The 13327-nt window shown below is 46.1% G+C and carries 11 protein-coding genes; 7 read left to right on the top strand and 4 right to left on the bottom strand.

Annotated features, from left to right (window positions below; all coding sequences use genetic code 11):
* Positions 1-98 precede the first annotated feature (98 nt).
* Positions 99-2069 (top strand): AsmA family protein, encoded by a 1971-nt coding sequence (locus A3712_RS25325; RefSeq protein ID WP_063525451.1) that lies wholly within the window; start codon positions 99-101, stop codon positions 2067-2069.
* Between the two features lie 44 nt (positions 2070-2113).
* Here A3712_RS25325 and A3712_RS25320 read toward each other — a convergent pair whose 3' ends face one another.
* The 3 genes from A3712_RS25320 to A3712_RS25310 are packed head-to-tail and all read right to left on the bottom strand — an operon-like array spanning position 2114 to position 4416.
* Complete coding sequence (locus A3712_RS25320) at positions 2114-3049, bottom strand: bifunctional GNAT family N-acetyltransferase/hotdog fold thioesterase (protein ID WP_063525450.1); 936 nt, start codon at positions 3047-3049, stop codon at positions 2114-2116.
* A 16-nt stretch (positions 3050-3065) separates the two neighbouring features.
* Complete coding sequence (dtd, locus tag A3712_RS25315) at positions 3066-3500, bottom strand: D-aminoacyl-tRNA deacylase (protein WP_004741469.1); 435 nt, start codon at positions 3498-3500, stop codon at positions 3066-3068.
* Positions 3472-4416: a virulence factor BrkB family protein gene (locus A3712_RS25310; RefSeq protein WP_063525449.1), complete on the bottom strand. Its 945-nt coding sequence runs from the start codon at positions 4414-4416 to the stop codon at positions 3472-3474. Before A3712_RS25310 ends, dtd begins: the two co-directional genes overlap by 29 nt.
* A gap of 84 nt (positions 4417-4500) precedes the next feature.
* On the opposite strand from A3712_RS25310, the gene A3712_RS25305 reads away from it, so the two are divergent.
* Both A3712_RS25305 and A3712_RS25300 read left to right on the top strand, forming a co-directional pair.
* Positions 4501-5142, top strand: coding sequence for a DUF2959 domain-containing protein (locus A3712_RS25305; RefSeq protein ID WP_063525448.1), 642 nt, complete (start codon positions 4501-4503; stop codon positions 5140-5142).
* Between the two features lie 31 nt (positions 5143-5173).
* Complete coding sequence (locus A3712_RS25300) at positions 5174-5704, top strand: AAA family ATPase (protein WP_063525447.1); 531 nt, start codon at positions 5174-5176, stop codon at positions 5702-5704.
* A gap of 239 nt (positions 5705-5943) precedes the next feature.
* Here A3712_RS25300 and typA read toward each other — a convergent pair whose 3' ends face one another.
* A complete protein-coding gene (gene typA, locus A3712_RS25295; protein ID WP_063525446.1) occupies positions 5944-7779 on the bottom strand; it encodes a translational GTPase TypA in 1836 nt (611 codons plus the stop codon).
* Between the two features lie 563 nt (positions 7780-8342).
* Between typA and glnA the strand changes: the two genes are divergently transcribed.
* The 4 genes from glnA (at position 8343) to glnG (ending at position 13292) form a co-directional block, all read left to right on the top strand.
* Positions 8343-9752, top strand: coding sequence for a glutamate--ammonia ligase (gene glnA, locus A3712_RS25290; RefSeq protein WP_063525445.1), 1410 nt, complete (start codon positions 8343-8345; stop codon positions 9750-9752).
* 227 nt (positions 9753-9979) lie between these two features.
* Positions 9980-10537, top strand: coding sequence for a DUF4124 domain-containing protein (locus A3712_RS25285; RefSeq protein WP_063525444.1), 558 nt, complete (start codon positions 9980-9982; stop codon positions 10535-10537).
* A gap of 167 nt (positions 10538-10704) precedes the next feature.
* Positions 10705-11781: a nitrogen regulation protein NR(II) gene (gene glnL / locus A3712_RS25280; RefSeq protein WP_063525443.1), complete on the top strand. Its 1077-nt coding sequence runs from the start codon at positions 10705-10707 to the stop codon at positions 11779-11781.
* Between the two features lie 107 nt (positions 11782-11888).
* The gene (gene glnG, locus A3712_RS25275; protein ID WP_063525442.1) at positions 11889-13292 is read left to right on the top strand and encodes a nitrogen regulation protein NR(I); all 1404 of its coding nucleotides are present in this window, start codon (positions 11889-11891) and stop codon (positions 13290-13292) included.
* Positions 13293-13327: the final 35 nt, after the last annotated feature.

Genomic DNA, 13327 nt, shown 5'->3' with positions numbered 1-13327 from the left:
TTGTAGCAAGCCCCTCTTTTGAGGGGCTTTTTTGTTGATGCTTGTCCCTTTTTGTTCCACTCTGTTTTAAGACTATTGAAATGTAAGGCTTTCAGGGAATGAAAAAGGTATTCATGGTGTTCGGTATTGTGTTGGCTATCGCCGTTGCGGTTATCGCAGCGTTGCTATTAAGCCTACAGACTCAATACCGTGCGGATGTTGCTAACTTTTTTATCAAGCACACGGTTGATCAACCAGTGGTCATTGAAGATGTCGAGTATCAAGCGCCTTATCACATCACCCTAATGGGAATCACCTATACCCAACCAGAAAAGCAACCACCTCTGTATATCGATAAGGTCGATCTCTGGTTCAGCCCTGACTCTCTCATTGAAGCCAAACTCGTCTTAGACTCTGTATTAATCAGTGGTATCCAGTTGGAATCGAGCGATCTCGAAGCGCTCTCACCTCTGTTAACCGAGCAAAACCTCAAGCTCCGCCAGTTGGCGATCAATAATCTGGATTTTTCGACCAACAGCTTTAATGTGCGGGGCATCGATCTACAGATCGCCGAGCCAACCTTTAGCAATAATCAGACACTGCTGCCTTATGGCAAAACCCAACTTTCCGCTTCGCAACTCTATTGGCAAGGTGAAGCCTTCGATAACCTTCTGATCGACCTTGACCTTAAACCGAGCGACAGCACTCTTTATGGCGCTTCGTTTGAATGGCGCGGTGCCAAAATTTCAGGACAAGCAGAACAATATAAGCATGATTGGTCACTAGTGAATGTCACTGTAAATGGTTTACGCCTCAACCAGCAGCAAAGTCAGAGCCTATTAAACAAAGAATGGGACGTAGCGGGCATTCGTATTAACCATATCAACAGCTTAGATATTTTACATAGCGACATCGAATGGCCAAGCGGGCACCTTGCTGCCTTTGATGCTTCACTAGAAAACATCAAATTGCCTTTCGAGCTTTGGCGACAACAGAAAGCACTTTTCTCGCTGCAAGCCGAAGGGGTCACTGTTGATGATGACATCTTCATCGAGCCAAATATCAAGCTAAGCCTAGAGCCAAACCAGATACTGATTGAAGATTTCTATACTCAATTTCTGCAAGGCACCGTTCAGCTCAATGGTGAAGTCACCCCTAGAAGCATTGAATTAGCTCAGCTCGATCTGCAAGGCATTAAATGGGTCACAGAAAGCCAAGATAAACCACAGCCAGTAACACGCCTCTTACCTTGGCTTAAAGAGCTTCAGCAAGCTTCTATAGACCGACTAAATGTGGAACGCACCCAACTCATACAACTGGCACAAAAGCCTTACTGGCAAGTCTCTGGGCTCCACATTGAAGGACACCACGTTCAACTGCTTCAAGATAGAAAGCTAGGTTTGTGGCAAGGAAAACTGATGGCCAGCGCGAACGACGCTAGCTATCACAATATTCTCAGCGCTCAACCTGTGATTGAGATGAATAGTAACCAAGGGAAATGGACGCTAACACGCCTGTTTGCTCCTCTTAAGCAGGGTTATATCGAAGCCAATGCGACACTCGACTTTAACCAAATCAGCAAACCGTGGCGTGTCGATATCTCCGCAGATGGCTTACCTATCTCGCCAATGCTGCAGCAACTCGACTTACCACTCGATGCAACGGGTTTTTGTGAGTTTGAACTGCAAGCCTCTGGTCTCTATGGCGATTCACTCATGCTGGGCTATTCAACCACGGGCCAACTTAAAGGCAGCGTTCGCCAGGGTGTGATGACCTTTAACAATACGCTTTCGGAAACCTCGACCGATAACGTGTTTGAAATCCCCGAATTCAACGCGAGTTTTGACCGTGGTCGCTTCAAGCTTGAACCTATGCACATTATTGGAGCATCCGCTGCAGAGGAAGCTTCACAGAGCGTTCAAACTTTAAATGGTGAAGTTTCTGGAGAGCTAGACCTGCTTAAAAAAGAACAACACACTCTCTCAGTTATGCTATCCGACCCATGTAACCAAATCTCTGGCAAGCTTGATCAACCGGAGTACACAGCGATTAATGACTGCCAACAAAAAAGCGCCACTTCAGAGGAGTAGCGCTTTCAATCCATAACTCAATCTATCATCAAGCGAGCGTGGAGTTATTCGCTCACCTTGCTGTCACTCGACAGGACCCTCTTGTAGTCAGGGATTATCATATAGGTTCCGGTAAACTCTACGGCTTCCGCATCACCGCTGTGGATGGTCACATGAATAATGATACGTGCCTTTCTTCCTGATGCGAGGCGATCTAAGTCACCACTGATACCATCTAAAGAAGTTGAAGCGACAGGGTTTTGCTCCACAGGATGACGGTAACGAATATGACTGTCGGCTAAGACAATGTCGCCAGTTAGACCACGTTCTTTCATCAATAACCATGTCATACCCCAACCCGTCAGTGTTGCTAGCGTAAAAGCCGAGCCTGCGAACATGGTGTTGTGTGGGTTCAAATTTGGGTTTAGCTGAGCACTGCACTCGAACTGATAACCTGTGTACTGGTTTATCTTGATACCCATCTTGTCGCTGATAGGGATCTGATGCTCCCAACGCTGCTGAAGCTCATTACACCATTCAGGCTTGCGCAAAACATCCGCCATTGGATCAAGATGTTTCACCATCTGTTGGTGGCGAACTGGGCCACGTTGGTCGTTAATCTCACCACGACGCTCAAAGCTGTTCTTTTCATAGAATGAGATAGCATCTTCACGCGCGTTACACACCAAGCGCTTAGCGCCCTCTTGGCGAGCCAACGACTCTAATGCAACCAAAATCAGTGAACCCATGCCTTTGCTACGGCGAGAGTTTTTTACCGCCATATAGCGGATCTGACCTTCAAGATCTGGGGTGATATACAGACGGCCAATCGCCATCGGACGACCTCGACCATCCACAATCATACGATGGTGACTCATGCCATCGTATTCGTCACGCTCGGAACCTACCGGCATTCGCCAAGGTTCACGCAACATCTGCCAACGAAAATGATAATACTTGTTCAGTTGATTTTCGGTGGTTGGAGTTATGAGTTTAAACATGCTTATTCCTTTAAGCTTAAACCTGCAGCCAGAATGTTACTGGACCATCATTAACCAGAGACACTTTCATGTCGGCTGCAAATCGGCCACGTTCCGTTGGCAACACTGATTCACATTGGTCAGAAAAATAATTGTAAAGACGCTCGGCATCTTCTGGGTGAGCGCCACGAGAAAAGCCTGCTCGTGTGCCTTTTTTGGTATCGGCTGGCAGTGTGAATTGAGAAACCACTAACACCTTGCCATTCACCTGCTTCACGTTGAGGTTCATTTTATCGTCTTCATCTCCAAAGACACGATAAGTCGTCACTCGTTCCATCAAACGCTTCGCTTTGGCTTCGTCGTCACCTTTTTCTACGCCTAATAGTACTAATAAGCCTTGTTCAATCTCACCAACTACTTCGCCATCAACACGGACGGCAGCTTCACTTACTCTCTGAATCAGTGCTATCACTGTTGTTTCCTTGCTCTGTGATTTTGTCGTTATCCGTGGAGTGTACCATTATTTTTTGCGTCTCACTCCACTCTTCCTTCTCACCGAGCGCAGCCGTCACCTCAGCACCCACCAGCACGATCAACCAACATAAATAAACCCAAACAAACAGAATCGGGATCGCCGCTAATGCGCCATAGATCACCTGATATGAAGGGAACTGAGTGATGTAAGCAGCGAAGCCTTTCTTACTGAGTTCGAACAGTAATGCCGCCACCAAAGAGCCAGCCGCGGCATGAGAAAAATGGATTTTCTTATTAGGTACCAATAGGTATAAACCAAAAAACGCAAAGAAAGAGAGAATCAGAGGGAGTTTGCGAATCAGAGTATTAAAGGCACCAGATACCACTTCGTTTTGTAACAAGCTTAATGATGTCACATATGAGGTGGCTGCAATGCTCGCCCCAACCAAGATTGGCCCGAGAGTGAGCACCATCCAGTACATCGAGAACGACAGTACGGCACGTCGCTTCTCAGTGACACGCCAGATATAATTTAGGTTCTTATCGATGTTAGAGATAAGCATTAGCGCGGCAATAAATAAGAACGCACCACCAACCGCCGTCATTTTACCCGTGTTAGCGACAAACTCTAACAAAGCGCCATGCACCGCATCCCCAGATGCAGGGACAAAATTGGTAATGATGAAGTTTTGAATTACGATCCCCATGTCAGCGAATACGGCAAATGATGACAAGATAGAGAGCAAAACCGTCAACATGGGTACGATTGAAAGCAAGGTAATGTACGCCAAATAGCCCGCATTCACATTGACTCGATCATGCGTCATACGTGCTAAAAGGTAGCGAAAATACTGGATACTAAGTATGCCGACCTTTGTTATCTTCAACTTGTAACTCCCTGGTAACTCGTTCATAGTTCTAATTAATAATCCGTTATACCAATCACAGAGAGCAAGTGATTTACTACAATTGGTATTAGTTAACTATAGGAGACAAGGATGCCTTATTTAATAGTTATAGTCCTCTCTATTTTTACTCTTACTGGATGTCAATCCGCTTATTACTCTGCAATGGAGCAAGTGGGTTATCACAAACGCGACATCATGGTCGACAGAGTAGAAGATGCCAAAGAGTCGCAGCAGGATGCTCAGGAAGAATTTACCAGCGCACTTGAAGCACTCAGCAGCCTGACTAATTTCAGTGGCGGCGACCTAGAAGACATGTACAACAAGATAAACGATAAATACCAAGACAGCGAAAAAGCAGCGCAAAATTTGACTGACCGAATCGCTGCGATTGAAGATGTATCTGATGCGCTGTTTGAAGAGTGGCAAACTGAGCTCGACCTCTACACCAGTGACTCTCTACGTCGTTCGAGTGAGCAAAAGCTGCGTGAAACGAAATCGTCTTACCAAACTATGCTGTCAGCAATGAAGCGCGCAGAGAAGAAGATGGAGCCGGTGCTCAATACCCTTCGCGACAATACTCTTTATCTGAAGCACAACCTCAATGCGAGTGCGGTTGGCTCGTTGCAAGGTGAGTTTATGAGTCTAGAGAAAGACATCGCGTACGCGATCAAACAGATGAATGCAGCGATTGCCGAGTCGGACAAGTTCCTTGCTCAACTAAATCAGAAATAACGCCTGAAAGGGCTAAACAAGATAAGCCTGTATGAATCCAATTATTATAACTGGCGGCCCCGGCGCCGGAAAAACCACTCTGATTAATGCCTTGGCTGATACGGGTTATCCCACCTTCGCAGAGTCCTCTCGTCAATTAATAGAACAGCAAAGTCAGCTTGAATACGGTATCTTACCTTGGGTAGACCTTGCTGGCTTTGCTGAGCTTTGTTTAGATGTGATGAACAAGCAAAAAGACCAAGCCAATCAACATCCGATTGCCTTTCTCGATCGCGCTATTCCCGACATCTGTGGCTATTTGGCTCAGGCTAACTTAGAGATCGATGCGGCCTATCGAGATGCAAGTCAAGGTTACCACCCTCAAGTGTTGTTCTGCCGCCCCGAGGTTTCGATCTATGTTCAAGATGAAGTGCGCCCTTACCCATTTGAAGAAGCGTTAGAGATTCACCACGCGCTGGTCAACGTCTATCAAGAGCTTGGGTATGAGGTAGTTGAAGTGCCGTTTATGTCGGTAGATGAGCGAGTGCAGTTCGTTGAAAGCCACCTAGGAATCAAAAGCTAGATTCCTGACATCTCGTTCCTCGATTCTGGAATGACGACTCGATGATAGGAAATGGATAAAAAAGACAGGCAACGAAGGTACTGACCCTCTTAGTATGTTGCGATCTCCAGTCTAAACACGCTCTTCGTATCCTGCATCTCGTGTACTCATATCTTAGCTAACTAAAAAGCAAAAACCCTGAGCAGCTAGGCTACTCAGGGCTTTCTTATTTACTTAGCTAGAAGCTAGTCAGCGAGCAATTAAGCTTTAGCTGGACGTGCTGCACGCTTACGTTCATTTTCAGTAAGAAGCTTCTTACGGATACGAATGTTTTCTGGCGTTACTTCTACTAGTTCGTCTTCGTCGATGAACTCAAGAGCTTGCTCTAGAGTGTGACGGATAGGTGGCGAAAGAACCTGTGCTTCATCAGTACCAGATGCACGAACGTTCGTTAGCTGCTTACCTTTCAGACAGTTTACTGTCAGGTCGTTTGAACGGTTGTGAATACCGATGATTTGACCTTCGTATACTTCGTCCGCGTGCTCAGCGAATAGACGACCACGTTCTTGTAGGTTGAATAGTGCGTAAGTCAGAGCTTTACCTGTTGCGTTCGAGATTAGAACACCGTTGTTACGTTGACCAATTACGCCACCTTTATGTGGACCGTAGTGATCGAACGTGTGGTAAAGAAGACCAGAACCAGACGTCAGCGTTAGGAACTCAGTTTGGAAACCGATAAGACCACGAGAAGGCATCATGAAGTCCATACGAACACGGCCTTTGCCATCTGGAGACATATCAGTTAGCTCACCTTTACGTAGACCGATGTTTTCCATGATGCCACCTTGGTGCTCTTCAAGCACGTCGATAGTCACAGTTTCAAACGGTTCTGTTAGGTTGCCATCTTCATCTTTCTTGATGATTACTTCTGGACGAGATACTGCTAGCTCGAAGCCTTCACGACGCATGTTCTCGATCAGGATAGAAAGGTGAAGCTCACCACGACCAGATACACGGAAACGGTCTGGATCATCTGTTTGTTCAACACGTAATGCTACGTTGTGTACTAGTTCTTTCTCTAGACGCTCAAGGATGTTACGTGAGGTAACGAACTTACCTTCTTTACCCGCGAACGGAGAAGTGTTTACTTGGAACGTCATTGTTACTGTTGGTTCATCAACAGAAAGCGGAGTCATCGCTTCAACGTTGTTCACGTCACAGATAGTGTCAGAGATTTTAAGCTCGCCAAGACCTGTAATTGCAATGATGTCACCAGCATTCGCTTGTTCAACTTCATGACGGTCAAGGCCTAGGTAACCTAGTACAGTACCTACTTTACCGTTACGCTTATTACCGTCAGCGCCGATGATAGATACTTGTTGGTTTGGCTTAACAGAACCACGAGTAACACGTGCAACACCGATAACACCTACGTAAGAGCTGTAATCTAGTTGAGAAACTTGCATTTGTAGTGGACCGTCAAGGTCAACAGCTGGTGCGTCTACTGTATCTACAACAGCTTGGAACAGTGGTTCCATGTCCGTACCAGTTTCACCTTCAGTCATTGTTGCCCAACCGTTTAGAGCTGAAGCGTAAACAACTGTGAAGTCTAGTTGCTCATCAGTCGCACCTAGGTTGTCGAAAAGGTCGAATACTTGATCCATAACCCAATCAGGGCGAGCGCCTGGGCGGTCAATCTTGTTGATTACAACGATTGGCTTAAGACCGTGTGCGAATGCTTTTTGCGTTACGAAACGTGTTTGAGGCATTGGGCCGTCAACTGCGTCAACGATCAGTAGAACAGAGTCAACCATAGACATGATACGCTCAACTTCACCACCGAAGTCCGCGTGTCCCGGGGTATCTACGATGTTGATGCGGTAATCATTCCAGTTGATTGCTGTGTTCTTAGCAAGAATGGTAATGCCACGCTCTTTTTCGATGTCATTCGAATCCATGACACGCTCTTCAGCTTCACCACGAGACTCAAGAGTGCCTGACTGTTGTAGCAGTTTATCAACCAAAGTCGTTTTACCGTGGTCAACGTGCGCGATGATCGCGATATTTCTTAACTTATCAATCTGTGGAGTAGACATGGATTCTCGATTCACTCATAAAAGTAGCCGCAAATGACCTCTGAAAATAGAGGAAATGCCACTAGCTTGATTAAAAAAACGGTCAATAATATACCAGATTCTAGACAAAAACCCAGAAATATGTGATCTGAACCAAGGCTTTTTTCTTAGTTAGCGATTCACATTAGCTTAACTTTGATTCAGTACAGTGTTGGCTAGCAAAATCTGTAGGATTCTAAAAAGTCTCGTACGCGAGTAACTCGCCAAAACTCCGGCTAAATAACAAAAGTGGATTGACAATGTCTGCAATTCATTGCTGAATGGTGTTCGCTTTTGTCTCATATTGGTGCATTGAAAAACAAATGCACCAATATAGTGCAATCAAAGATCATTTTGGTGCATAACTAGAGGCGGGCGAAACAGAAAAAACAAGTAAAACATTGAAATTAATGGAATAATTTTTTTGGCACGCTTTTGGCAACAGTTAAATCAGCATCGATTAATGCACTTGTCAGACATTAATCAATGCTAGTTTCAACCGAATCGAGCTAATACCAAATTAATAACACTGGAGGTTATCCAAGATGTCAGTAGAAAACGTACTATCGCTGATCCAAGAGAACGAAGTTAAATTTGTAGACCTACGCTTTACAGATACTAAAGGTAAAGAGCAGCATATCTCTATTCCTTCTCACCAAGTTGACGCAGACTTCTTCGAAGAAGGTAAAATGTTCGACGGCTCTTCAGTAGCTGGTTGGAAAGGCATCAACGAATCTGACATGGTAATGATGCCAGACGCATCATCTGCTGTTCTAGACCCATTCACAGAAGACGCAACGCTAAACATCCGTTGTGACATTCTAGAGCCTGCAACTATGCAAGGCTACGACCGTGACCCACGCTCAATCGCAAAACGTTCTGAAGAGTACATGCGCTCTACAGGTATCGCAGACACAGTTCTAATCGGTCCTGAGCCAGAGTTCTTCCTATTTGATGACGTTAAATTTTCAACTGACATGTCAGGCTCTTTCTTCAAGATCGACGACATCGAAGCAGCATGGAACACAGGTTCCGACATAGAAGGCGGTAACAAAGGTCACCGTCCGGGCGTTAAAGGCGGTTACTTCCCAGTAGCTCCAGTTGATTCATCTCAAGACATCCGTTCAGCAATGTGTCTAGTAATGGAAGAGATGGGCCTAGTTGTAGAAGCGCACCACCACGAAGTAGCAACTGCGGGTCAAAACGAAATCGCAACTCGCTTCAACACGCTAACAACGAAAGCTGACGAAACTCAAATCTACAAGTACGTTGTACACAACGTTGCTCACGCATTTGGTAAAACAGCGACATTCATGCCTAAGCCACTAGTTGGTGATAACGGTTCTGGTATGCACGTTCACCAATCTCTAGCAAAAGATGGCGTTAACCTGTTTGCTGGTGATAAGTACGGCGGCTTATCTGAAATGGCACTTTACTACATCGGTGGTGTAATCAAGCACGCTCGTGCAATCAACGCGTTTGCTAACCCATCTACTAACTCGTACAAGCGTCTTGTACCAGGCTTCGAAGCTCCAGTTATGCTTGCTTACTCTGCACGTAACCGTTCTGCTTCTATCCGTATCCCAGTGGTACCAAGCCCTAAAGCACGTCGTATCGAGCTACGTTTTGGTGACCCAGCAGCTAACCCATACCTATGCTACTCAGCAATGCTAATGGCTGGTCTTGACGGTATTAAGAACAAGATCCACCCAGGCGAAGCTATGGATAAAGATCTATACGACCTACCAGCTGAAGAAGCGGCAGAAATCCCAACTGTAGCTTACTCACTAAAAGAAGCTCTAGAATGTCTAGACGCTGACCGTGAGTTCCTAACAGCTGGCGGTGTATTCTCTGACGACTTCATCGACTCTTACATCGACCTTAAGTCTCAAGATGTAGAGAAAGTAAACATGACAACTCACCCACTTGAGTTCGAACTGTACTACTCTGTTTAATCTCTGCTAGATAAGCTTTCTTACTGCAATCATGTAAGAATCGCTGACTAAATATTAGGCTCGCCTCGCAGGCGGGCCTTTTTTATATTCTCCCAACCTCTCCTTCTTCATAACATGCCTTAAATAATAGACAAAAGCCCTCAGAGGCTGTCGAGCTAAATAGAATAAAATCAATAATAAACCAACGCCAAACGTGAAATCACCTAACGATGAAAGGGGCCAACCATATGAAAAAAATACTGTTCCTGTTCGGGTTAACAGTCGCATTCTCATGCTCTGCTCAAACGGTCTATACCTGGGTAGATGAAGATGGCGTACTTCATTTTAGTGATACACCGACAGGCAAGGGCGCTAAGTCTCTTGAGCTTCCGGATGTTCAAGCCTCAGCACCCGCATCTAAATTCGAGCCATCGAAACCCGTTGACGACCAAAGCGCCTCGGCTATGCCAAGCCAAGAGCAACCAAAAACACAACAGACCGAGCGAGAAGTCCCAGCACCATTAGCTCTTACTATGCTCACTCCCATTCACGACCAAACTATTCGCAGTAATCGTGGCTTCATCTCAATTCAAATCGAACTCAACCGTAAACTGGGCATAGGTGAGCGGCTGCAATTGATGCTCGATGGGCGACGTTATGGCGCACCACAAACCCAACCTAACTGGCAGTTGAAAGATATCGTTCGCGGCACTCATACCATTGCAATTCAAGCACATAGAAGCGGCAAGCTTATTGCATCTACTAGTCCAGTCACCGTGTATTTACATCGAGCGACGATCAAGTAGGCCAATAGGTTAAAAGAGACTGAATAACATCAACTTTTACCTTTTCTCAGCAGCTTTTCGCGACTTTTATGAATTATCTTTAGCTTCTGATTGATATGCGCCATACTTGAACTTAGCTACGCACCAATTTGGTGCAGTGAGAAAAACACCAGTTCAAGGACGAAACAGTGAATCGATCAGCCAAAAGCGACAGCATAGATACACACGATCTTTCCAACGCCATTCTCGATAATATGGTGACATCGACATTGATGCTCGATGAACAGTTATACGTACGATACGCCAACCCGGCAGCTGAACAGCTCTTTTCACAAAGTGCGAGACGCATAGTTGATCACCCACTGAGTCAACTTATTCAACACGCTTCGCTCGACCTAGCACTGCTTACTCAACCTCTACAGAGTGGCCAGAGCATTACCGACAGTGACGTGACTTTTGTTGTCGATAACCGCCCGCTGATGCTTGAAGTGACGGTAAGCCCGATCACCTGGCAGCGCGAGACGCTGCTGCTCGTTGAGATGCGCAAGATCGACCAACAAAGGCGTCTCAGCCAAGAGTTAAACCAGCATGCACAACAACAAGCGGCGAAGCTGCTAGTACGCGGTTTAGCTCATGAAATAAAGAATCCGTTGGGTGGCTTAAGAGGGGCAGCGCAACTGCTTGGAAAAATGCTTCCCGATCAATCGCTGAATGAATACACCCAGATCATTATTGAGCAAGCCGACCGCTTGCGTGCCTTGGTCGACCGTCTACTTGGCCCACAAAAGCCGGGAACCAAGTCAGAAGAAAATCTCCATCAGATACTCGAAAAAGTCAGGCAGTTGGTCGAGCTCGAATCTGGCTCAACATTAGCTATCGAACGAGATTACGATCCAAGTCTGCCACCAATTGTGATGGATTCAGCGCAGGTTGAACAAGCGATGCTCAATATCGTGAGCAACGCGGCACAGATTTTAAAGGAACAGGATTCAGGCAAGATCACCATTCGCACCAGAACGGTGCATCAAGCCAACATTCATGGTCAGCGACACAAACTCGCGGCTCGTATTGAGATCAGCGATAACGGCCCGGGTATACCTGATGAATTAAAAGACACCCTGTTCTACCCCATGGTCAGTGGGCGTGAGGGCGGTACAGGGTTGGGACTATCGATATCTCAAAACCTAATCGACCAACACAACGGAAAAATCGATGTTGAGAGCTGGCCGGGGAACACCACATTTACGATTTACTTACCCATTTAAACAAAGCAACACTTCTCGATGAGAAACCAAGCTTCAGGCAAGGAACGAATACAGAACAATAAAAACAATGATTATCACAATAGATTTGGCTGCAAAGGAATTGAATTATGAGTAAGGGATACGTTTGGGTCGTCGATGACGACAGCTCTATCCGCTGGGTAGTAGAAAAAACACTTTCATCTGCGGATATAAAGTGTGAAACATTTGCTGATGCAGAGAGCGTACTGCTTGCGCTTGAGCGCGAGACACCCGATGTACTGGTATCTGATATCCGCATGCCCGGTATTGACGGGATTGAGCTATTGCATCAAGTGCATCAACGCTCTCCCGATCTACCTGTGATTATCATGACGGCGCACTCCGACTTAGATGCCGCGGTGAATGCTTATCAAAAAGGCGCCTTTGAATATCTACCTAAGCCATTTGATATCGATGAGACACTTACCCTCGTGGAGCGAGCGATCGCTCACAGCCAAGAACAAAAGCGCGAACAAGCTAACGAAGCCTCTGAAGAGACCAACGCCCCTGAAATTATTGGTGAAGCGCCTGCAATGCAGGAAGTATTTCGTGCTATCGGTCGTTTATCTCGCTCATCGATATCGGTATTGATTAACGGTGAATCAGGTACTGGTAAAGAGCTGGTTGCTCATGCTTTACATCGCCACAGCCCAAGAGCAAAGAAGCCTTTCATTGCCCTCAATATGGCGGCAATACCGAAAGACCTCATCGAATCAGAACTGTTTGGTCACGAGAAGGGTGCCTTTACCGGCGCTAACAGCGTTCGCCAAGGACGCTTTGAACAAGCCAACGGCGGCACCCTATTTCTGGATGAAATCGGTGACATGCCACTCGATATTCAGACTCGTTTGTTGCGTGTACTTTCTGATGGTCAGTTCTATCGTGTCGGCGGCCACTCAGCAGTTAAGGTAGACGTTCGTATCGTTGCCGCAACCCACCAAGATCTTGAGCGATTAGTGTATGAAGGCGATTTCCGTGAAGATTTGTTCCACCGACTTAACGTTATTCGGATTCACATTCCTGCCCTACGTGAACGTAAACAAGATATCGAAAAGCTGACTCATCACTTCTTAGCCTCAGCGGCTGAAGAACTGGGTGTGGAAGTGAAAACACTTCACCCAGAAACCATAATCAAGCTGAACCAGCTAAATTGGCCAGGTAACGTGCGTCAACTAGAGAACATCTGTCGTTGGTTAACAGTGATGGCGAGCGGTAGTGAAATCCTTCCTTCAGACCTACCACCGGAGCTATTGGAAGAAAAAACCGTCACACCATCAGGTACTGGCGATAACTGGCAGCAGCTACTTGCTAATTGGGCAAAGTGTGCACTTGATTCAGGAGAAAAAGAACTGCTCACTTATGCTCTACCGGAGTTTGAACGTATACTGCTAGAGGCTGCACTCAACCATACGAATGGTCACAAGCAGGACGCAGCCAAGGTTTTGGGCTGGGGAAGAAACACCCTAACTCGTAAGCTCAAAGAACTGTACTAGGCCTCTTAGGATACAAAAATGCCAGCATGATGCTG

The sequence above is a fragment of the Vibrio sp. HI00D65 genome, assembly GCF_001635455.1.
GTDB lineage: Bacteria > Pseudomonadota > Gammaproteobacteria > Enterobacterales > Vibrionaceae > Vibrio.
The sequence above is the reverse complement of the archived record's forward strand: the minus strand, read 5'-3'. Positions and strand labels throughout refer to the sequence as shown.

Excerpts from the sequence above, each read along its gene's own strand:
- A3712_RS25325 (WP_063525451.1), top strand. The coding sequence starts at position 99 with ATGAAAAAGGTATTCATGGTGTTCGGTATTGTGTTGGCTATCGCCGTT.
- A3712_RS25320 (WP_063525450.1), bottom strand. The coding sequence starts at position 3,049 with ATGTTTAAACTCATAACTCCAACCACCGAAAATCAACTGAACAAGTAT.
- A3712_RS25310 (WP_063525449.1), bottom strand. The coding sequence starts at position 4,416 with ATGAACGAGTTACCAGGGAGTTACAAGTTGAAGATAACAAAGGTCGGC.
- A3712_RS25305 (WP_063525448.1), top strand. The coding sequence starts at position 4,501 with ATGCCTTATTTAATAGTTATAGTCCTCTCTATTTTTACTCTTACTGGA.
- A3712_RS25300 (WP_063525447.1), top strand. The coding sequence starts at position 5,174 with ATGAATCCAATTATTATAACTGGCGGCCCCGGCGCCGGAAAAACCACT.
- typA (WP_063525446.1), bottom strand. The coding sequence starts at position 7,779 with ATGTCTACTCCACAGATTGATAAGTTAAGAAATATCGCGATCATCGCG.
- glnA (WP_063525445.1), top strand. The coding sequence starts at position 8,343 with ATGTCAGTAGAAAACGTACTATCGCTGATCCAAGAGAACGAAGTTAAA.
- A3712_RS25285 (WP_063525444.1), top strand. The coding sequence starts at position 9,980 with ATGAAAAAAATACTGTTCCTGTTCGGGTTAACAGTCGCATTCTCATGC.
- glnG (WP_063525442.1), top strand. The coding sequence starts at position 11,889 with ATGAGTAAGGGATACGTTTGGGTCGTCGATGACGACAGCTCTATCCGC.